Annotated in this window: 16 protein-coding genes; 9 read left to right on the top strand and 7 right to left on the bottom strand. The window is 70.7% G+C overall.

All coding sequences use genetic code 11. The annotated features are described in order from the left end of the window. The 5 genes from mtrB (at position 1) to ACFYXA_RS30300 (ending at position 7191) form a co-directional block, all read left to right on the top strand. Entirely contained in the window at positions 1–2202 is a 2202-nt protein-coding gene (gene mtrB, locus ACFYXA_RS30320; RefSeq protein ID WP_389038861.1) for an MtrAB system histidine kinase MtrB, read from the top strand. Further along, the gene (locus ACFYXA_RS30315) at positions 2192–4024 is read left to right on the top strand and encodes an LpqB family beta-propeller domain-containing protein (protein WP_389038858.1); all 1833 of its coding nucleotides are present in this window, start codon (positions 2192–2194) and stop codon (positions 4022–4024) included. The genes mtrB and ACFYXA_RS30315 overlap by 11 nt, the downstream gene beginning before the upstream one ends. Positions 4025–4231: 207 nt before the next feature. Next, positions 4232–5230, top strand: a complete 999-nt coding sequence (locus tag ACFYXA_RS30310) for a ComF family protein (protein WP_389038856.1) — start codon at positions 4232–4234, stop codon at positions 5228–5230. 315 nt (positions 5231–5545) lie between these two features. Then, positions 5546–6238 (top strand): ribosome hibernation-promoting factor, HPF/YfiA family, encoded by a 693-nt coding sequence (gene hpf, locus ACFYXA_RS30305; protein ID WP_351099157.1) that lies wholly within the window; start codon positions 5546–5548, stop codon positions 6236–6238. A 206-nt stretch (positions 6239–6444) separates the two neighbouring features. Further along, complete coding sequence (locus tag ACFYXA_RS30300; protein WP_351099155.1) at positions 6445–7191, top strand: response regulator transcription factor; 747 nt, start codon at positions 6445–6447, stop codon at positions 7189–7191. A 15-nt stretch (positions 7192–7206) separates the two neighbouring features. Here the strand turns inward: ACFYXA_RS30300 and ACFYXA_RS30295 are convergent, their stop codons facing one another. After that, positions 7207–8379, bottom strand: a complete 1173-nt coding sequence (locus tag ACFYXA_RS30295) for a DNA glycosylase AlkZ-like family protein (protein WP_352252170.1) — start codon at positions 8377–8379, stop codon at positions 7207–7209. A gap of 79 nt (positions 8380–8458) precedes the next feature. Next, on the bottom strand, positions 8459–9055 hold the full coding sequence (locus ACFYXA_RS30290) for a GNAT family N-acetyltransferase (RefSeq protein WP_389038851.1): 597 nt from the start codon (positions 9053–9055) through the stop codon (positions 8459–8461). Positions 9056–9498: 443 nt separating this feature from the next. On the opposite strand from ACFYXA_RS30290, the gene secA reads away from it, so the two are divergent. Beyond that, positions 9499–12342, top strand: coding sequence for a preprotein translocase subunit SecA (gene secA / locus ACFYXA_RS30285; RefSeq protein WP_352252166.1), 2844 nt, complete (start codon positions 9499–9501; stop codon positions 12340–12342). A gap of 88 nt (positions 12343–12430) precedes the next feature. Here secA and ACFYXA_RS30280 read toward each other — a convergent pair whose 3' ends face one another. After that, positions 12431–13216 carry an Rv3235 family protein gene (locus tag ACFYXA_RS30280; protein ID WP_389038847.1) on the bottom strand — a complete coding sequence of 262 codons (786 nt, stop codon included), beginning with the start codon at positions 13214–13216 and terminating at the stop codon, positions 12431–12433. Positions 13217–13548: 332 nt separating this feature from the next. Between ACFYXA_RS30280 and ACFYXA_RS30275 the strand changes: the two genes are divergently transcribed. Both ACFYXA_RS30275 and ACFYXA_RS30270 read left to right on the top strand, forming a co-directional pair. Continuing rightward, positions 13549–14067, top strand: a complete 519-nt coding sequence (locus ACFYXA_RS30275; RefSeq protein WP_389038844.1) for a DUF6912 family protein — start codon at positions 13549–13551, stop codon at positions 14065–14067. Between the two features lie 72 nt (positions 14068–14139). Beyond that, positions 14140–14802 carry an HAD family hydrolase gene (locus tag ACFYXA_RS30270; protein WP_389038841.1) on the top strand — a complete coding sequence of 221 codons (663 nt, stop codon included), beginning with the start codon at positions 14140–14142 and terminating at the stop codon, positions 14800–14802. 119 nt (positions 14803–14921) lie between these two features. On the opposite strand, the gene ACFYXA_RS30265 is transcribed toward ACFYXA_RS30270, so the two are convergent. Genes ACFYXA_RS30265 through ACFYXA_RS30255 form a run of 3 tightly spaced genes read right to left on the bottom strand, consistent with a single transcriptional unit; the run spans position 14922 to position 17386 of the window. After that, complete coding sequence (locus ACFYXA_RS30265; protein ID WP_389038838.1) at positions 14922–15734, bottom strand: ABC transporter permease; 813 nt, start codon at positions 15732–15734, stop codon at positions 14922–14924. Then, positions 15731–16687 (bottom strand): ATP-binding cassette domain-containing protein, encoded by a 957-nt coding sequence (locus ACFYXA_RS30260; protein ID WP_389038835.1) that lies wholly within the window; start codon positions 16685–16687, stop codon positions 15731–15733. The genes ACFYXA_RS30265 and ACFYXA_RS30260 overlap by 4 nt, the downstream gene beginning before the upstream one ends. 27 nt (positions 16688–16714) lie before the next feature. Further along, positions 16715–17386, bottom strand: coding sequence for a DUF4097 family beta strand repeat-containing protein (locus ACFYXA_RS30255; protein WP_389038832.1), 672 nt, complete (start codon positions 17384–17386; stop codon positions 16715–16717). A gap of 236 nt (positions 17387–17622) precedes the next feature. On the opposite strand from ACFYXA_RS30255, the gene ACFYXA_RS30250 reads away from it, so the two are divergent. Next, the gene (locus ACFYXA_RS30250) at positions 17623–18447 is read left to right on the top strand and encodes a helix-turn-helix domain-containing protein (RefSeq protein WP_389038829.1); all 825 of its coding nucleotides are present in this window, start codon (positions 17623–17625) and stop codon (positions 18445–18447) included. Positions 18448–18454: 7 nt separating this feature from the next. Here the strand turns inward: ACFYXA_RS30250 and ACFYXA_RS30245 are convergent, their stop codons facing one another. After that, on the bottom strand, positions 18455–19021 hold the full coding sequence (locus tag ACFYXA_RS30245; protein WP_352252150.1) for a DJ-1/PfpI family protein: 567 nt from the start codon (positions 19019–19021) through the stop codon (positions 18455–18457). Between the last annotated feature and the right edge of the window lie 560 nt (positions 19022–19581).

Here is a 19581-nt window from a genome sequence, read left to right as displayed (position 1 = left end):
ATGTCCAAGGACAGTGCCGCTTCGGCCCCCGGCCGGTCCGGGGCCCGTCCGCAGCGGCCTGTCGGCCGGAAGAAGACGGGTTCACACTTCACACGCCTCCTCGACGGCGGACTGCTCCAGGGCGGAGTCCAGGGCAGCCCCGTCCTGCGGCTGCTGCTGCGCTGGGTGCGCCGCCCCCTGCTGCCCGTCATACGGCTGTGGCGGCGCAACATCCAGCTCAAGGTCGTCGTCACCACACTGCTGATGTCGCTCGGCGTCGTCCTGCTGCTCGGCTTCGTCGTCATCGGGCAGGTCCGCAACGGCCTGCTCGACGCCAAGGTCAAGGCCTCCCAGAGCCAGGCCACCGGCGGCTTCGCCGTCGCCAAGCAGAAGGCCGACGAGGCGGCCGGCGCCGCGGCCGACGACGGCGCCGTCGTGGACGCCGCCGCCCCCCAGAACGTCATCGAATGGATGAGCGAGCTGGTGCTGTCGCTGTCCAGCGGCGGACAGGGCGCCTTCGACGTCGTCACCCTGCCCCCCGGCGACGACAGCGGCGGCGGCCGCGGACCCCGCGCCTCCGGCTACGTCGACCCCAACAAGAGCGTCCCCGAGAACCTCCGCGAACGCGTCAACAGCGGCACCGGCGCCGTCCAGAGCTACTCGCGCATCATCTACCTCAACGACAAGGAATCGCAGCCCGCCCTCGTCATCGGCAAACAGGTCAACGACCCCAACGGCGACCCCTACGAGCTGTACTACCTCTTCCCGCTCACCCAGGAAGAGAAGTCCCTCAGCCTCGTCAAGGGCACCCTCGCCACCGCCGGACTCTTCGTCGTCGTCCTCCTCGGAGCGATCGCCTGGCTCGTCGTACGCCAGGTCGTCACCCCCGTGCGCATGGCCGCCGGAATCGCCGAACGGCTCTCCGCCGGCCGCCTCCAGGAACGTATGAAAGTCACCGGCGAAGACGACATCGCACGCCTCGGCGAAGCCTTCAACAAGATGGCGCAGAACCTCCAGCTCAAGATCAACCAGCTCGAGGACCTCTCCCGGATGCAGCGCCGCTTCGTGTCCGACGTCTCCCACGAACTGCGCACACCGCTCACCACCGTGCGCATGGCCGCCGACGTCATCCACGAAGCACGCGAGGACTTCGACCCGATCACCGCACGCTCCGCCGAACTCCTCGCCGACCAGCTCGACCGCTTCGAGTCACTGCTCGCCGACCTGCTCGAGATCAGCCGCTTCGACGCCGGCGCCGCCGCCCTCGAAGCCGAACCGATCGACCTCAGGGACGTCGTGCGCCGCGTCGTCAGCGGCGCCGCCCCGCTCGCCGACCGCAAGGGCACGAACATACGCGTCCTCGGCGACCAGCAGCCCGTCGTCGCCGAAGCCGACGCACGCCGCGTCGAACGCGTCCTGCGCAACCTCGTCGTCAACGCCGTCGAGCACGGCGAAGGCAGGGACGTCGTCGTCAAGCTCGCCTCGGCGGGCGGCGCCGTCGCCGTCGCCGTCCGCGACTACGGCGTCGGACTCAAGCCCGGCGAGGCCACCCGCGTGTTCAGCCGCTTCTGGCGCGCCGACCCGGCACGCGCGCGGACCACCGGCGGCACCGGACTCGGACTGTCCATCGCCCTGGAGGACGCCCGGCTGCACGGCGGCTGGCTCCAGGCCTGGGGCGAACCCGGCGGCGGCTCGCAGTTCCGCCTGACCCTGCCGAGGACCGCCGACGAGCCGCTGCGAGGCTCACCCATACCGCTGGAACCCAAGGACTCCCGCCGCAACCGCGGACTCGACGACGCCGGCCTGCCCCGCGGCGGAGGCGAGAAGAGCGCCACCGTCCCCGTACAGCCCGCAGCGGGGCAGCGGTCGGCGGCACACACCCCGCTCGCACCCCGCACCACCGCCACCCCCACAGCCGACCCCACGGCACTGCCCGGCAACGGCGCACGAGTCGTGCCCCGGCCCGCCACCGGCACGACGTCCACCGGCAACGGCACCGGCGCCGGCGCCGGAGCCGGGAGGGCGCCCGAGGACGGCCGCACGCACGGCAACGCCGACGAGGCCGCCGACAAGCGCGACAGGGCCGGCGACGCGGGCCGCGAGGGCCCTGACGACGCCGACCACGCAAGCGACACCACCGGGACCGGCCGAACCGCCGACGAGGCCGCCGGTGCGTCAGGCAAGGGCTCGAAGCAGCGAGGAGAGACATTCCGTGGGCGCTGACCACGACGGGGACCGCCGGCGCACACCGCTGCGCGCGACGGCGTACGCCGCCTGCGGTGTCGTACTGCTGGCCGGATGCGCCTCCATGCCCGACCACGGCGACCTGAGCGACGTGGAGTCCACACCCCGCCAGGAGACCCAGGTGCGGGTCTTCGCCATGCCGCCCCGCGACGACGCACAGCCCGCCGAGATCGTCCAGGGCTTCCTCGAAGCCCTCACCAGCGACGACCCCCGCTACTCGACGGCCCGCCAGTACCTCACCCCCGCGGCCGCCCGGAAATGGGAACCCGAACGGTCCACCACCGTCCTCGCCGACGGGCCCGGCACCCTCGCCGGCCAGTCCGGCGGCCGGGAAGAAGGCGACGACTTCACCTTCACCCTGACCGGCACCAAGGTCGCCGACATCGACGCCCAGCAGTCGTACACGCCCGCGGCCGGTGACTACTCCCAGACCGTGCACCTCACCCGCGACAAGAAGACCAGGCAGTGGCGCATCGACGCCCTGCCCGAGGGCGTCGTCATGGGCAAGTCGGACTTCCAGCGCAACTACATGTCCGTCAACAAGTACTACTTCGCCTCCCACACCGCGTCCGCCGGCTCCGGACAGCCCATGGCCGTCGCCGACCCCGTCTTCGTACGCGAACGGGTCGACCCCATGACCCAGATCGTGCGCTCCGTGCTCGACGGGCCCACCAGCTGGCTGCGGCCCGTCGTCAGATCCAGCTTCCCCACCGGCACCGCCCTCGCCCGGGGCGTCACCGCGCTCGCCCCCGACGACCAGAACAAGCTCACCGTCCCGCTCAACGACAAGGCCGCACGCATCGGCCACGGCAAGTGCGACGAGATGGCCGCACAACTGCTGTTCAGCCTGCAGAGCCTCGCCCCCACCGTCGACGAGATCGAACTGCGCGCCGGCAGCCGACAGCTCTGCTCGCTCACCGACGACCGCGCCACCGCCGTGGCCGAACGCGGCGCGGAGACCCACGCCGGCTACCTGTACTTCGTCGACGGCCGCCACCGCCTCGTCCGGATGAGCAGCACCGGCGGCAACAGCGCCAAGGCCGACGCCGTGCCGGGACCGCTCGGCGACGGCAGCACGGCGTTCCGCTCCATGGCCGTCGCCCGCGACGAGGACACCGCCGCCGGGGTCGCCCTCGACGGCAGGAGCCTCTACGTCAACTCCATGGTCGCCGACAGCTCCCTCGGTGACCCGCTGCTGACCAGCAAGGGCAAGACCGAGAACGACCGGCTGACGACCCCCAGCTGGGACGGCCAGGGCGACCTGTGGATCGCCGACCGCGACCCCGCCGACCCCCGGCTCCTCCTGTTCGAGCAGGGCGGCGGCGAACCCCTGGAGGTCCTCAGCCCCGGCCTCGACGGACGGATCAAGACCGTACGGGTCGCCAATGACGGCGCGCGGATCGCGCTGGTCGTGGAGAAGGGCGGCAAGCAGTCGCTGCTCATCGGGCGCATCGAGCGGGACAAGAGCGGCGACAAGCCCACCGTCTCCGTCCAGGAACTGCGCTCCACCACCCCCGACCTGGAGCAGGTCACCGCCGTGACCTGGGCGGGGGACAGCCGGCTCGTCGTCGTCGGACGCGAGTCGGGCGGGGTCGAGCAGGCGCAGTACGTGCAGTGCGACGGCTCCGTGCCCGAAACGGGGACACTGCCCGGCCTCACCGAAGTCAAGAGCATCGCCGCCTCCGAGGACGGCGACGCCCCGCTCTTCGCCACCTCCAAGGACGGCCTGCTGTGGCTGCCCGGCGGAAGCGGCTGGCGCACGTTGAAGGAGACGGCTTCGGTCGCGCTTTATCCGGGGTGAGGCGGGGGCCTGGCGGGGTGCTTGGAGCCGTGCTGCGTCGTGGTGCGGCTGTAGCGCGGCTGCAGTGCGGCGTGCGCGCATGGTGCTGCGCGTGGGAGACCCGGGTCTGGGTGACTTCCGGCGAGTTTTCCACAGGCGGTGGGTGCGGCTTTCGGGCGGTTTTCCACAGGGGTGGCCGCTTCGCCCCGCCCACGGCACAGTGAACCCGTGGACAGCGTTCGTCGGTGGTGGCAGGAACTCGCCGCTCTGATCCTTCCTGCCGACTGCGCGGGATGCGGGCGGGCCCGCGTGCTGCTCTGCCCCGCGTGCCGTACGGCACTCGTTGGAGCCGAGCCGCGCCGGGTGCGGCCCGAACCGGCACCGCCCGGGCTGCCCGCCGTGCACGCGGCGGCCCGGTACGCGGACGAGGTACGGGCGGTGCTGCTCGCCCACAAGGAACGCGGCGCGCTGGCGCTGGCGCGCCCGCTGGGTGAGGCGTTGGCGGGGGCGGTGCGGGTGGGGTTGGGGGAGGTGGGGGTGGGGGAGGGGGCCCCACCCCAAGGACACGGACACGTAGGACACGTAGGACAGGTAGGACAGCGGGGACAGCTAGGACAGGCAGGGCGCCTAAGAAACGAAGGGCACCTGGGACACGGGCACCCAGGACACCTACTCCTCGTCCCCGTCCCCTCCGCGCCCCGGGCCGTGCGGGCTCGTGGGCATGATCCTGCCCGTCGTATCGCGCTCGCCGCCGCTGTCGTGCTGCGGCGGGAGGGGATGCCGGTGCGGGTGGCGGCGGTGTTGCGGCAGCGGCGGGCGGTGGCCGATCAGGCGGGGCTCAACTCACGGCAGCGGATGGACAATCTCGGCGGCGCGCTGGCGGTGGTGTCCGGCGGGGCGCGGTTGCTGCGCGGTGGCTCGGTGGTGCTGGTCGACGACCTCGTCACGACGGGAGCGTCCCTGGCGGAGGCGGCGCGCGCCGTGCGCTCGGCCGTTTCGGCGGGGCGGGTCGGCGGTTCGGCGCAGCGGGCCGTCGAAATGGCCGCCGGGGTGGCGGATCGGGGTGCGTTCAGGGGTGGGGCCGTGTATCGGGACGTTGGTCGGGAAGGCAGTGGGGTACGGGGGGTGGGAGAGCGGGAAGGAGGTGGGGATCGCGGTGGCGGTGAGCTGCTGTTCGCTGCGGTGGTCGCGGCTTCTCCTGACTCTCCGGAAATAAACCGGAACTGAGTGCCCACTTGCGTCGTTGCAGGTAATGAGAGAGCGAATTCACCTGAACGGAGGTACGCGGTAGTAGAGGGTGACGCCATCCGTCCGGGCGAGATATGTTCGGTTGTGAGGGAAAGCCGCAGGCCACACCTCTCGAATCCGAATCCTGTGCTGCGGTTTTCGCTAGGGGGCCGTGGCGCCTGGGGTGGAGTTCTCGCCCATGGGGGAGGAGGAGGTGGGAGTCACCGAGTCCGAGGTTCCGGTGCTCACCGGAGCTTGGTGCAAAAGGGAGATGCTCCGCCGTTGATGCGGAGCGATCCGGGAACGGAGTTCTGCGTGGACATCGTCGTCAAGGGCCGCAAGACCGAGGTGCCCGAGCGGTTCCGCAAGCACGTGGCCGAGAAGCTGAAGCTGGAGAAGATCCAGAAGCTCGACGGCAAGGTGATCAGCCTCGACGTCGAGGTGTCCAAGGAGCCCAACCCGCGACAGGCCGACCGGTGTGAGCGAGTGGAGATCACGCTCCGCTCCCGTGGTCCGGTGATCCGGGCGGAGGCGGCGGCCAGCGACCCCTACGCGGCACTCGATCTGGCGGCGGAGAAGCTGGACGCCCAGCTCCGTAAGCAGCACGACAAGCGTTACACGCGGCGCGGCGCGCGCCGGATCACGGCGGCGGAGGTCGCCGATCACGTTCCGGGCGTCGCGACCCTGAACGGCAACGGGCAGCCCGTCTCCACCGAGGAGTCGGAAGGTGTGCCCACGAAGAAGATCGGCTCGCTCGAGGTGCAGGGCGAAGGGCCCCTCGTGGTCCGCGAGAAGACGCATGTGGCCGCTCCGATGACGCTCGACCAGGCCCTCTACGAGATGGAGCTGGTCGGTCACGACTTCTACCTTTTCGTCGACTCCGAGACGAAGGAACCCAGCGTCGTCTATCGGCGGCACGCCTACGACTACGGCGTCATCCACCTCAGTACGGACACGATGGTCACGCAGGCCCATTCGCCCGAGGCGGGCGGCGCGCTGGGCGGCTGACCCTGCGCGGTGACGGTTGAAAGGTGCCCCCGTGGAGCGCGTGTGCGCCCCCGGGGGCACCCGTGTGCGACCCCCTGGGACGCCGCTACGTCACCGTGTTGTCGTCCGGGCATGGAATCATGGCGGGCAACGGCTCAACCGTTGGGCCGGTGCCTTGCGTTGGCGATGGCAAAGGACCACTGCCACAGCCTTCTGGGGGAGGAACGATGGCGGACAGCTTCGGACCGTTGCGTGACGGGGGTGCCGGCGAGGGCGTCGTCGGTGAGGGCCCGGACGCGGGCACTGAGCGCGGTGAGCCGATCAGAGTCCTTGTCGTGGACGATCACGCCTTGTTCCGCCGGGGTCTGGAGATCGTGCTGGCGGCCGAGGAGGACATCCAGGTCGTGGGTGAGGCGGGCGACGGCGCGGAGGCCGTGGACAAGGCCGCCGATCTGCTGCCGGACATCGTGCTGATGGATGTGCGGATGCCTAAGCGCGGAGGGATCGAGGCGTGCACCTCCATCAAGGAGGTGGCCCCCAGCGCGAAGATCATCATGTTGACGATCAGCGATGAGGAGGCCGACCTTTATGACGCGATCAAGGCGGGTGCGACGGGATATCTCCTGAAGGAGATCTCCACGGACGAGGTCGCCACCGCCATTCGCGCGGTGGCCGACGGTCAGTCGCAGATCAGTCCGTCGATGGCGTCGAAACTGCTCACCGAGTTCAAATCGATGATCCAGCGGACTGATGAGCGTCGGCTGGTTCCCGCGCCGCGACTGACCGACCGTGAGCTGGAAGTGCTCAAGCTCGTCGCCACGGGGATGAACAACCGGGACATCGCCAAGGAGTTGTTCATCTCCGAGAACACCGTGAAGAACCATGTGCGCAACATCCTGGAGAAGCTGCAGTTGCACTCCAGGATGGAGGCCGTGGTGTATGCGATGCGGGAGAAGATCCTCGAGATCCGCTAGGCACGCGCGCGGTGGTCAGGCCAGGGCGCGGGCGAGTTCTCTGGTGAGGGGTTCGCGCAGGTCGGGTGCGTCGACGCGTTCCACGCGTACGTCCGTGCAGCCGACCCAGCCGGCGGCTTCGATCAGGGCCTGTGCGACGCCGTGGACCGCTTTGGGGCCGTCCAGGCTGACCTGCCGGGCGACGAGTGTGCGTCCTTCGCGGGCGGGGTCCACGCGGCCGACCAGGCGGCCGCCGGACAGGACGGGCATCGCGAAGTAGCCGTGGACGCGCTTGGGCTTGGGGACGTAGGCCTCCAGGCGGTGGGTGAAGCCGAAGAGGCGTTCGGTGCGGGCCCGTTCCCAGATGAGGGAGTCGAAGGGGGACAGCAGTGTGGTGCGGTGGCGGCCGCGCGGGACGGTCTCCAGGGCCGCCGGGTCGGCCCAGGCGGGCTTGGACCAGCCCGCGACGGTGACGGGGACCAGGCCCGAGTCGGCGATGACCTGGTCGACCTGTTCGCCCTTGAGGCGGTGGTAGTCGGCGATGTCCGCGCGTGTGCCGACGCCGAGGGACTGGCCGGCGAGGCGGACCAGGCGGCGCAGGCATTCGGTGTCGTCCAGCTCGTCGTGCAGGAGGGTTGCGGGGACGGCGCGTTCGGCGAGGTCGTAGACGCGCTTCCAGCCGCGGCGTTCGACGCAGACGACCTCGCCGTACATCAGGGCGCGTTCCACGGCGACCTTGGTGCCGGACCAGTCCCACCACTCGCTGGTCTTCTTCGCGCCGCCCAACTCGGTCGCGGTGAGGGGGCCTTCGGTGCGCAGCTGTTTGATGACCTGGTCGTAGGTGCCGTCGGGGAGGTGGTGGTGCCACTGGGGGCGGGCGCGGTAGGCGCGGCGGCGGAAGGCGAAGTGGGGCCATTCCTCGATGGGGAGGATGCAGGCTGCGTGGGACCAGTACTCGAAGGCGTGGGTGTCCTTCCAGTAGGCGTTCTCGACGGTGGTGCGGCCGACGGCGCCCAGGCGGGCGTAGGGGATGAGCTCGTGGGAGCGGGCGAGGACGGAGATGGTGTCGAGCTGGACGGCGCCGAGGTGGCGCAGGACGCCGCGGACGCCGGCCCGGCGGTCGGGCGTGCCGAGGAAGCCCTGGGCTTTCAGGGCGATGCGGCGGGCTTCGTCCGCGGTGAGTTCTGCGGTGGGCGGCGGGGTCGTCATGGTGGGCACGATAGGGGCTGGGTCTGACAGTGCGGGCTGAGCTGCGAAGACGCGGGCGGGTGGGCGGCGGGTCGCGCTCTCAGGCCGCTCCGGTCGGGGCGGGCCGGTCGGTCGGTGCCGGCAGGTAGGGGGTGGTGGAGGGCAGGCCGAGGTCGGAGGGGAGGAGGGAGGCCACCCAGCAGTCGCGGCGTACTCCCTTGTTGTCGGTGGCGGAGCGCAGGGTGCCTTCGAGGGTGAAGCCGGCCTTTTCGGCGACGGCGCGGGAGGCGGTGTTGCCGACTTCGGCGCGCCATTCGACGCGGTCCACGGCCAGGTGGGTGAAGGCCCAGCGGGAGGCGGCGCGGGCGGCCTCGGTGGTGTAGCCGCGGCCTCGGTGTTCCTTGGCGGCCCAGAAGCCGATCTCGGCGGTGCCGGGGGAGCGCATGGTGAGGCTGAGCATGCCGGTGAGGGCGCCGTCGGGGAGGAAGACGCCGAAGGTGAACATGGAGCGGTCGGCCCAGCCGTCGGGGGAGAGCTGTTCGGTGAAGCTGCGGGCGTGTTCGGGGAGGTAGGGGGAGGGGATGGTGGTCCAGCGCTGGATGTCGGGGTCCTGGGCGCAGGCGTGGACGGCGTCGGTGTCCTGGGGGCCGGGGGCGCGCAGGACGAGGCGGTCCGTGGTGAGGGTGACGGGCTCCATCGGGCGATTCTGCGCGGGTGGGCGGGGTGGACGCCAGGTCATTTGCGGGCGGGTACGGCGTGGGTGCAGGGCCGGGTAACGGCGTGGGTGGCGGGTGGTGTGCGGGCTGGGTGACGGCGTGGGTGCCGGGTGGTGTGCGGGCCGGGTAGCGGCGTGGGTGCCCGGTGATCTGCCGGCCGAGTGCACCCTGTGTGCGGGTGATCACGGTTCGCGTAATTCGTTCGCGGGTTGCGGCACCATCCGTGAGGCCCGGCCGTTGTCCAGTGTGAAGAGCAATGGCTGTGCGGTGTGGAGAACAATGTGGGGCATGTGCGCCGCGCTGTGCGGTCCGCGCCACGGCAGGCCTCCCGGCGTGGCGGGGTCCTCGCATACGATGGCCGTTGCTCAGTCAGTCATCAGGAAACCGACCGTCCCAGGCCCGACCGGCAAGGAGACCAACCCCCGTGTCCGTCCTCTCGAAGATCATGCGTGCAGGCGAAGGCAAGATCCTGCGCAAGCTGCACCGCATCGCGGACCAGGTCAACTCCATCGAAGAGGACTTCGTCGACCTCTCCGACGCCGAGCTGCGGGCCCTCACCGATGAGTACAAGCAGCGGTACGCCGACGGCGAGAGCCTCGACGACCTGCTGCCGGAGGCGTTCGCCACGGTGCGTGAGGCCGCCAAGCGCGTGCTCGGCCAGCGGCACTACGACGTGCAGCTGATGGGCGGCGCGGCGCTGCACATGGGCTATGTGGCCGAGATGAAGACCGGTGAGGGCAAGACCCTGGTGGGCACGCTGCCCGCTTATCTGAACGCGTTGTCCGGCAAGGGCGTCCACCTGATCACGGTCAACGACTACCTGGCCGAGCGCGACTCGGAGTTGATGGGCCGTGTCCACAAGTTCCTGGGGCTGGAAGTCGGCTGCATCCTGGCCAACATGACGCCGTCGCAGCGGCGCGAGCAGTACGCGTGCGACATCACGTACGGCACGAACAACGAGTTCGGGTTCGACTATCTGCGTGACAACATGGCGTGGTCGCAGGACGAGCTCGTGCAGCGCGGCCACAACTTCGCCATCGTCGACGAGGTGGACTCGATCCTCGTCGACGAGGCGCGTACGCCGCTGATCATCTCGGGTCCGGCGGACCAGGCCACCAAGTGGTACGGCGACTTCGCCAAGCTGGTGACGCGTCTGAAGCGGGGCGAGGCCGGCAACCCGCTGAAGGGCATCGAGGAGACCGGCGACTACGAGGTCGACGAGAAGAAGCGCACGGTCGCCATTCACGAGGCCGGTGTCAGCAAGGTCGAGGACTGGCTGGGCATCGACAATCTCTACGAGTCGGTGAACACCCCTCTGGTGGGCTACCTGAACAACGCCATCAAGGCGAAGGAGCTCTTCAAGAAGGACAAGGACTACGTCGTCATGGACGGCGAGGTCATGATCGTCGACGAGCACACCGGTCGTATCCTCGCCGGCCGCCGCTACAACGAGGGCATGCACCAGGCGATCGAGGCGAAGGAAGGGGTGGACATCAAGGACGAGAACCAGACGCTCGCCACGATCACCCTTCAGAACTTCTTCCGTCTCTACAAGCGGCACGACCACGAGGGCAAGGAACAGCCCGGTCTGTCCGGCATGACGGGTACGGCGATGACCGAGGCCGCCGAGTTCCACCAGATCTACAAGCTCGGTGTGGTGCCGATCCCGACGAACAAGCCGATGGTCCGCATGGACCAGTCGGACCTGATCTACCGCACCGAGGTCGCGAAGTTCGAGGCGGTCGTCGACGACATCGCCGAGAAGCACGAGAAGGGCCAGCCGATCCTGGTCGGCACGACGTCGGTCGAGAAGTCGGAGTACCTGTCGCAGCAGCTGTCCAAGCGGGGCATCCAGCACGAGGTGCTGAACGCCAAGCACCACGAGCGTGAGGCGCAGATCGTCGCCCAGGCCGGCCGCAAGGGCGCCGTGACGGTGGCCACGAACATGGCCGGTCGTGGTACGGACATCAAGCTGGGCGGCAACCCGGAGGACCTCGCGGAGGCGGAGCTGCGGCAGCGCGGTCTCGACCCGGAGGAGCACATCGAGGAGTGGGCGCACGCCCTGCCCGCGGCTCTGGAGAGGGCCGAGCAGGCGGTGAAGGCCGAGAAGGAAGAGGTCGAGGAGCTCGGCGGCCTGTATGTGCTGGGCACCGAGCGGCACGAGTCGCGTCGTATCGACAACCAGCTGCGCGGTCGTTCCGGCCGTCAGGGCGACCCGGGCGAGTCGCGGTTCTACCTGTCCCTCGGTGACGATCTGATGCGGCTGTTCAAGGCGCAGATGGTCGAGCGCGTGATGGCGATGGCGAACGTGCCGGACGACGTGCCGATCGAGAACAAGATGGTGACGCGTGCGATCGCGTCGGCGCAGTCGCAGGTGGAGCAGCAGAACTTCGAGACGCGCAAGAACGTCCTGAAGTACGACGAGGTCCTCAACCGGCAGCGTGAGGTCATCTACGGCGAGCGGCGTCGGGTTCTGGAGGGCGAGGACCTGCACGAGCAGATCCAGCACTTCATGAACGACACGATCGACGCGTATGTGACGGCGGAGACCGCCGAGGGCTTCGCCGAGGACTGGGACCTGGACCGTCTGTGGGGCGCGTTCAAGCAGCTGTACCCGGTGAAGGTGACCGTGGAGGAGCTGGAGGAGGCGGCCGGTGACCGTGCGGGTCTGACGGCCGAGTTCATCTCCGAGTCCATCAAGGACGACATCTTCGAGCAGTACCAGGCGCGTGAGGCGCAGCTCGGTTCCGAGATCATGCGTGAGCTGGAGCGCCGGGTCGTGCTGTCGGTCCTGGACCGCAAGTGGCGTGAGCACCTCTACGAGATGGACTACCTCCAGGAGGGCATCGGTCTGCGCGCGATGGCGCAGAAGGACCCGCTGGTGGAGTACCAGCGTGAGGGCTTCGACATGTTCACCGCGATGATGGACGGCATCAAGGAGGAGTCCGTCGGCTATCTGTTCAACCTGGAGGTCCAGGTGGAGCAGCAGGTCGAGGAGGTTCCGGTGGAGGATGCGGCGCCGGTCGACATGGAGAAGCAGGACGTGGTGCCGGCGCAGGCGAACGGGCGTCCGGAGATCCGCGCCAAGGGGCTGGACGCTCCGCAGCGGCGGAACCTGCACTTCTCCGCGCCGACCGTGGACGGCGAGGGCGGCACCATCGAGGGTGACTTCGACAGTGACGGCGAGCCGGTGCGGTCGGAGGCCGACGGGCTGACGCGCGCGGAGCGGCGCAAGCAGGCGAAGGCCGGGCGACGCCGCAAGAAGTAACCGTCTCGCGGTTCGTGTGGTGTGAGGGCCGGGTCATCCAGGTGAGGGTGGTCCGGCCCTTCGCCGTGCCGGGCGGGGCGCGGTGCGGTCAGTCGTCCGCGGGGCGGGGTCGGCGGGGGCCGTCGATCTCGACGGCCGTGCAGCGCCAGCGGTGGTCGGCGCCGAGCTCCAGGCGGAAGGCCATCGCGCGCAGCCGGTCGCCGGCGCCGATGCGGGCGAAGGCCTCGATGGCGCCGGGGCGGGCGACGTAGTAGCCGATGTCGCGGACGACGGGGCTGACGCCGCGGGAGGTGCGCAGGGGGCCGTGTTCGGCTAGGTGAGCCAGGTCGTCGTAGGCGCGGCCGACGGTGTGGCGGAGCATGCAGTGCACGGGGCGCCGCCCGCTGAGGACGGCGAGCAGCCGGTCGGCGAAGAGATCGGTGGGGCGGGGCTGCGGCGGGACGAACGGCCTGCGCGGCGTCTGCTCGGGAACGGTGGCCGGCCGGGCGGGAGCGGTGGGGGAGTCGGGCCGGCCCGGTGCGGTGGTGGGGCGGGCCGGGCCGGGCACGGTCGTGGAGCCGGGCCGGCCGGTAACCGTCGTCGCGACCGGCCCCGGTGCCGTGCTGTCGAGGCCCGGGTGGTGGGGTGTGGTGCGTGCGGTGCCCGGGGCGGGGCGTCCGGGGCCCGGGGCTGTCGCGGGGCGGTTGTCGGCGGGGCCCGTGCCGCTCCCGCGGGAGGCGCCCGGGGAGCCCGGAGGGCGGCCGTCGCCGGGTGTCGTGCGGGGCGTGCCGCCGCTCGGCGTACGGGGTGGTGCGCCCGCGGGGCGGCGGGTGTCGCGGCGGCCCGGAGGGCGACCGCCGGGGGTGCGCGGTTTCCTGGTCATGACCTTGTGCATGGGTGTCCCCGTTCGTACGTGCCCGACTGTGCGTACCGGGCAGTAACTTTCCGTGGTCGTTCTTGTACGGGCTGCGACCGGTCATGGCAAGGAACCCCGAAGGTGCGGCGCGGGCAGGCGCGATTCACTTGTCCGGGTGACGGGGGAAGGGGAAACCCCTGGCAGGCGCGGTGCCGCGGGTGAATTCCGAGGCGCGAGGTGGACGTTTCGACCCTCGCGGGCGGGGACTCGAAAGAGTACTGCCGCACGTATCCTGAAGGCCCTCGGGAGGTGGCAGCCGCCCCTCGCCGGGGTGCCGACCGGAGTCCTCGACCAGGAAAGAGCGGCCTGCCATGCGCGTGTACGTCCCCCTGACCCTCCCCTCCCTCGCCGAGGCGCACAAGGCGGGGGAGCTGGGGTCCGGGCCGCTCCTCGCGTACGCCGTCACGCCCGCGTTGCGCGAGTGGTACGCGTCCGACGACCTGGAGGAGCTGGAGTACGCGGCCCTCGGCCGGGCCGCGCTGGCCTCGCTGAGGCTGCTCGCGGCGGAGCCGGCCGCCCCGTCCCGGCGGGTCGTCGTCGCCGTCGACGTGCCCGACGGCGCGGTGGGCCCCGGCCCCGATGACGAGGGCGGCGACGAGGCGGCGCTCGGCCGGGTGCGGGTCACGGTCGCCGTGCCGCTGGCCAAGGCTGCCTCGGTGCACGCCGACGCCGGGGACGCGGAGACCGACGTGGCGGCCGGCGCGCAGGCGCTGGCGGCGGCGGACGGCGGGGACGATGACGCGCAGGCGCTGGTGGACGGCGTCGAGGACCACGAGCTGCTGTGGTTCGCCACACAGGAGATCCCCAACATGGTCGGTTCCGGGGCCTGAGGACCCTGGAGGCCGCGAGGCCGCCGAGCCGGGTTCACTTGATTGTCGGCGGCGGCGGGTACGTTTGCCGGTATGGGGAAGTCAGCGGCGCACATCGTCTGGGACTGGAACGGCACGCTGTTCCACGACAACGACGCGATCATCGGGGCGACGAACGCGGCGTTCGTCGAGTTGGGCCTGGAGCCGATCACACTGGAGCGGTACCGGGCGCTGTACTGCGTGCCGGTGCCCAAGTTCTACGAGCGGCTGTTGGGCCGCCTGCCCACAGACGCCGAGTGGGAGGTCATGGACGAGGTCTTCCACCGCTACTACGCCGAGCACCGGGTGCGCTGCGGGCTCACCGAGGGGGCGGCTGAGCTGCTCGCCGAGTGGCGGCAGGCGGGGCGCAGCCAGTCGCTGCTGAGCATGTACGTGCACGACGAACTGGTGCCGCTCGTCAGGGGCTTCGGGATCGAGCCGCACTTCGTGCGGGTGGACGGGCGGACCGGGCCGTCCGGGGGCAGCAAGGCGGAGCACATGGTGCGTCACCTCCAGGCGCTCGCCGCAGTCGAGCCGCAGCGCACGGTGGTGATCGGGGACGCCGCGGACGACGCGGTGGCCGCGCTGCACGTGGGGGCGCAGGCCGTGCTGTACACGGGCGGCTCGCACGGCCGGGCCAGTCTCGAGGTGGTGGGCGTGCCGGTGGTGGACTCGCTGGCGGAGGCGGTCGAGGTGGCTCAGGAGCTGGCCGCGTAAGGGAATGACGGCCGGGCGGGGCCGGAACGCGAGCCGGGCGGCGCATTCCGACGTGGTGTCGGGATACGCCGCCCTCGGGCGGTGCGTGGTGCGGGAGGCGGCCCGCGCTGTCATGGCGGCTACTTCGGGTCGCGGTTGAACTTCGCGGCCGACCAGAAGTAGCCGAGCACGGCGAGTCCCACGCACCAGGCGACGGCCAGCCATCCGTTGTGGCCGATCTCCGTGCCGAGGAGCAGTCCGCGCAGGGTCTCGATGGCAGGGGTGAACGGCTGGTACTCGGCTATCGGCTGGAACCAGCCCGGCATCGCGTCGACGGGGACGAACGCGCTGGAGATGAGGGGCAGGAAGATCAGCGGCATCGCGTTGTTGCTGGCGGCCTCGGCGTTCGGGCTGACCAGGCCCATTCCCACGGCGATCCAGGTGAGCGCCAGGGAGAACAGCACGAGCAGTCCGAATGCCGCCAGCCACTCCAGGGCGGTGGCGTCCGTGGAGCGGAAGCCGATGGCCACACCGACGGCGCCCACCAGGATCACGCTGGCCACCGACTGGATCACGCTGCCGACGACGTGGCCGACGAGCACCGAGCCGCGGTGGATCGCCATGGTGCGGAAGCGGGCGATGATGCCCTCGTTCATGTCGTTGGCGACGGAGACGGCGGTGCCGATCGTGGTGCTGCCGATGGTCATCAGCAGCAGGCCCGGCACCAGGTAGGCGATGTAGGCGGAGCGGTCCCCGCCGCCGATGCCCGCGCTCATGGTGTCGCCGAAGATGTAGACGAAGAGCAGCAGCAGCATGATCGGCGTGAGCAGCAGGTTCAGCGTGAGGGACGGGTAGCGGCGGGCGTGCAGGAGGTTGCGGCGCAGCATGGTGGCCGAGTCGCGGACGGCGAGGGAGAGCCGGGTCGGGCGGGCCGGAGCCAGGGGGGTGCTCATCGGGCGTTCTCCTTGGACTGGTGGGGGACGTCGGCCGGGCCGGTGAGGGCGAAGAACACGTCGTCGAGGTCGGGGGTGTGCACGGTCAGCTCGTCCGCCTCGATGCCGGCCGAGTCCAGGCGGTCGAGGACGGCGCGCAGGTCGCGCTGGGTGCCGTCGCTGGGGATCTGCAGTGCCAGCGCCTCGTCGTCCCGGGTGGCGGCGTCGAGGGCGAGGGCGGCGCCGCGGTAGGCGGCGGGGTCGGCGAAGCGGAGCCGGACATGGCCGCCGGGGACGATCCGCTTGAGCTCCTCTGCGGTGCCCTCGGCGGCGATCGTGCCGTCGTGGAGCACGGCGATGCGGTCGGCGAGCTGGTCGGCCTCCTCCAGGTACTGGGTGGTGAGGAAGACGGTGACACCGCCCGTGACGAGCTCCCGGATGATCTGCCACATGGTGTGCCGGGAGCGGGGGTCGAGGCCGGTGGTGGGTTCGTCGAGGAAGATGACGCGCGGGCCGCCGACCAGGGTCATGGCGATGTCGAGGCGGCGTTTCATGCCGCCGGAGTAGGTGGAGGCGGGCTTCTTCGCGGCCTCCACCAGGTCGAAGCGCTCCAGCAGTTCGGCGGTCACCCGCCGGCCCTTGCTCCTGGACAGGTGGTGCAGGTCCGCCATCAGGAGCATGTTCTCCTCACCGGTGATCAGCCCGTCGACGGCGGAGAACTGCCCGGTGACGCCGATCGCGGCGCGCACGGACTGCGGGGCGGCGGCGAGGTCGTGGCCGGCGATCCGGGCCTGGCCGCCGTCGGCGGTGACGAGGGTGGAAAGGATCTTCACGGCGGTGGTCTTGCCGGCGCCGTTCGGGCCGAGCAGGGAGAAGATCGTCCCTTCGGGGACGGCCAGGTCGACGCCGTCGAGCACGGTCTTGTCGCCATAGGACTTGCGCAGCCCGGTCGCCGCGATGGCCAGGTTCGTCATGGTGGGTGTCTCCTCGGAGGCCGCGGGTCAGAGGCTGCGGGCGACGATGTCGCCGAAGCCGGTGGTGGCGTGGATGGTCAGGCCGGCGTCGGCGCCGTCGGTGTTCTTCAGCGCGTTGTCGATCCGGCCGTGGCCGGTGCCGGCGTTCAGGGAGGCGGAGACCCCGCGGGCGGCGCCGACCGACACCTGTCCGTACTGGGTGCGCAGCACGACCGTGCCGCTGACGGCCTCGGCGATCCGCAGGTCGCCCTTCTGGGTGCTGATCTCGGCGGAGCCGCCCAGACGGCCGACGGCGATGTCGCCGGCGAGGACGGTGAGGCGGGCGCCGGCGGCCTCGTCGAGCTTGACCGTGCCCTGCGCGCTGTCGAAGGCGACGTCGCCGAGCCGTCCGACGCCCCGGAGTTCGGCGTCGGCCGCCTTCGCCTCGACCCGGGAGCCGGCCGGCAGCTGGACGGTCACCTCGACCGCTCCTGAGTGGCCGAGGACGCGGTTCTTCGCCGGTGCGGCCTCGATCCGCAGGACGCCGTCGACGTACTCGACCGTCGTGTCCTCCGCCGCCTTGACGTCGCGGCTCTTCGAGGCGTCCGCGGGCAGGACCTCGACCGTGGTGTCGGCGCGGTCGGCGGCGATGAAGCGGATGCGGCCGGCGGGCACGTCGAGGACGGTGGCGATCGCGGCGGGGGTGTTGAACGTCTGCATGGTGTTCTCCATCGACTCGTTGTGTTCGCGTTCGTTTCTGACGATGGAAAAGCTACGTTGCGTTCATGGATCGCTCAACACTTATGTTGCAATCAATCAGTATCAGTGCAGCTCATAGGCTTGAAATCATTGCAATGGATCGAAACTTAACGCAACGTCAGAGGGCTCGTTCGTTGCAATGGGTGAAGGTGAACGCTAAGCTGGCGGCATTCGACGGGCGACACGAGGAGAACGCGATGCCGGGAGGCAGGCTCAGCCAGCAGGAACGCCAGCAGATCGCACTGGGACTGGCCGACGGCCTCGCCTACGCGGAGATCGCCAGGCGTCTGGACCGCCCGACCTCGACCGTCACACGCGAGGTGATGCGCAACGGCGGTCCCACCGCCTACCGCGCCGACCTGGCCCACCGCGCCACCGAGCGCCGTACGCACCGGCGCCGGCAGGCCGCGCCCCGGGGGCCGGAGGCGTCCCCGCAGCCCTACGGGCGGGACGCCGAGGCCGTGCGCGAGTTCGAGGAGACGTTCACCACCGTCATGATGGCTTCCGGCATGACCGCGATGCCGGCGCGGGTCATGGCCTCCCTCTCCCTCAGTGACGAGGGCAGCCTCACCGCCTCCGAACTGGTCAAGCGTCTCCAGGTCAGCCCGGCGTCCGTCTCCAAGGCGATCGCCTTCCTGGAGAGTCAGAGCCTCGTCCGCCGGGAGCGCGACGAGCGGCGCCGCGAGCGGTACATCGTCGACGACGACGTCTGGTACCAGTCGATGATGGCCAGCGCCCGGGCCATCGCCCATGTCGTCGAGGTCGCGCGGCAGGGCGTGGGCGTCCTCGGTCCCGGCACCCCGGCCGCCGCCCGGCTGGAGAACGTCGCCCGGTTCCTCGACTTCGTCGCCGAGAGCACCGCCCGCGCCGCGGAGCAGGCCCGGGCGGTGCTTCACACGAAAACCGCGGCGCCCTCGACCGCCGATGCCGGAGCCGAAGTCGAAGCCGGGGCCGAAGCCGAAGTTGCAGCAGAAGCCGACGCCGGATCCGACGCCGCCGCGCCGGATCCGGGCCGCGCGTGACCCGGCGTCAGGTCGCCGGCGCCTTCACGCGCAGGACGGCGAGGAACTCGCGCATCCACGCGGGGTGGTCCGGCCAGGCGCGGGAGGAGACCAGCGTGCCGTCGACGACCGCCTCGGTGTCCTGGAAGGTCGCGCCCGCGGTCTGCATGTCCAGCTCCAGCGCCGGGTACGCCGTGACGCGGCGGCCGGTGAGGCCGTCGACCGCGGCGGTGAGGAGCGGGCCGTGGCAGATCTGGGCGACCGGCTTGTCCGCGTCGAAGAACGACTTGAGGATCTTGCGGAGTTCGGGATCGTTGCGCAGGTACTCCGGGGCGCGGCCGCCGGGCACGACGACGGCGGCGTACTCGCCGGGATCGACCTCGGAGAAGGCCAGGTCGGCGGGCCAGGTGTAGCCGGGCTTCTCGGTGTAGGTGTCGAAGCCGGGTTCGAAGTCGTGGACGACGAAGCGGAGCCGTTTGCGGGCGGGGGCGGCGATGTGGACCTCGTAGCCCTCCTCGCGCAGACGCTGGTAGGGGTACAGCACTTCCAGGCTCTCCGCTGCGTCGCCGGTGACGATGAGGATCTTGACGGTCATGTCGGGCGGCTCCTCTCGGACGGACGCTCCTCCTGGGCAACGTGCCTCTCGGGGGCGGCCTTGCCAAGAGGCGGCGTGTTCTCAGGGTCCCTCCCGGGCGGGCGCGAGGCGACCTCTGCCGCGGCACGCCCCTCACACACCCCACCCACCCCCGCCCCTGTGCAGAACGTCAAACTTCGACCCCTGGTTTTGTACACATACGGCTCATGACGACCCCCCGGTCGGGGGCGATAGCCTTGTGGCGTGATCAGCGCGATAGTTCGCGGGGGCGTCGTGGCCCCTGCCCTGCGCCCGGTGACCTCGGAGGAACTCCGGGGCCGGGCGGCGGTCGCTGGTCTTCGCGGGCGGGACGGGGTCAAGAGGGCCCCCAGGACGCCGTGCAGATCCCCGGAGCCGACGGTGCAGAGAGCAGCGTCACACCCGCAGGGAGCACCGAGTATGGCCGATATCCCCCCGCTCATCTCACCCTGCGGCATAGCGTCGGAGCAGACCGGACACCCCGCGTCGTGGCGTCACGCTGCACGGAAAGAGACCGTACTTCCTTCTACGTCACGCAACGG

Origin of the sequence: Streptomyces sp. NPDC002566, from assembly GCF_042889585.1 — a bacterium.
Taxonomy (GTDB): domain Bacteria; phylum Actinomycetota; class Actinomycetes; order Streptomycetales; family Streptomycetaceae; genus Streptomyces.
The sequence above is the reverse complement of the archived record's forward strand: the minus strand, read 5'-3'. Positions and strand labels throughout refer to the sequence as shown.

What these genes read in the sequence shown, in the direction of transcription:
- mtrB (WP_389038861.1), top strand. Translation starts at nt 1, where the DNA reads ATGTCCAAGGACAGTGCCGCTTCGGCCCCCGGCCGGTCCGGGGCCCGT.
- ACFYXA_RS30300 (WP_351099155.1), top strand. Translation starts at nt 6,445, where the DNA reads ATGGCGGACAGCTTCGGACCGTTGCGTGACGGGGGTGCCGGCGAGGGC.
- ACFYXA_RS30295 (WP_352252170.1), bottom strand. Translation starts at nt 8,379, where the DNA reads ATGACGACCCCGCCGCCCACCGCAGAACTCACCGCGGACGAAGCCCGC.
- ACFYXA_RS30290 (WP_389038851.1), bottom strand. Translation starts at nt 9,055, where the DNA reads ATGGAGCCCGTCACCCTCACCACGGACCGCCTCGTCCTGCGCGCCCCC.
- ACFYXA_RS30280 (WP_389038847.1), bottom strand. Translation starts at nt 13,216, where the DNA reads ATGCACAAGGTCATGACCAGGAAACCGCGCACCCCCGGCGGTCGCCCT.
- ACFYXA_RS30275 (WP_389038844.1), top strand. Translation starts at nt 13,549, where the DNA reads ATGCGCGTGTACGTCCCCCTGACCCTCCCCTCCCTCGCCGAGGCGCAC.
- ACFYXA_RS30270 (WP_389038841.1), top strand. Translation starts at nt 14,140, where the DNA reads ATGGGGAAGTCAGCGGCGCACATCGTCTGGGACTGGAACGGCACGCTG.
- ACFYXA_RS30265 (WP_389038838.1), bottom strand. Translation starts at nt 15,734, where the DNA reads ATGAGCACCCCCCTGGCTCCGGCCCGCCCGACCCGGCTCTCCCTCGCC.
- ACFYXA_RS30260 (WP_389038835.1), bottom strand. Translation starts at nt 16,687, where the DNA reads ATGACGAACCTGGCCATCGCGGCGACCGGGCTGCGCAAGTCCTATGGC.
- ACFYXA_RS30255 (WP_389038832.1), bottom strand. Translation starts at nt 17,386, where the DNA reads ATGCAGACGTTCAACACCCCCGCCGCGATCGCCACCGTCCTCGACGTG.
- ACFYXA_RS30250 (WP_389038829.1), top strand. Translation starts at nt 17,623, where the DNA reads ATGCCGGGAGGCAGGCTCAGCCAGCAGGAACGCCAGCAGATCGCACTG.
- ACFYXA_RS30245 (WP_352252150.1), bottom strand. Translation starts at nt 19,021, where the DNA reads ATGACCGTCAAGATCCTCATCGTCACCGGCGACGCAGCGGAGAGCCTG.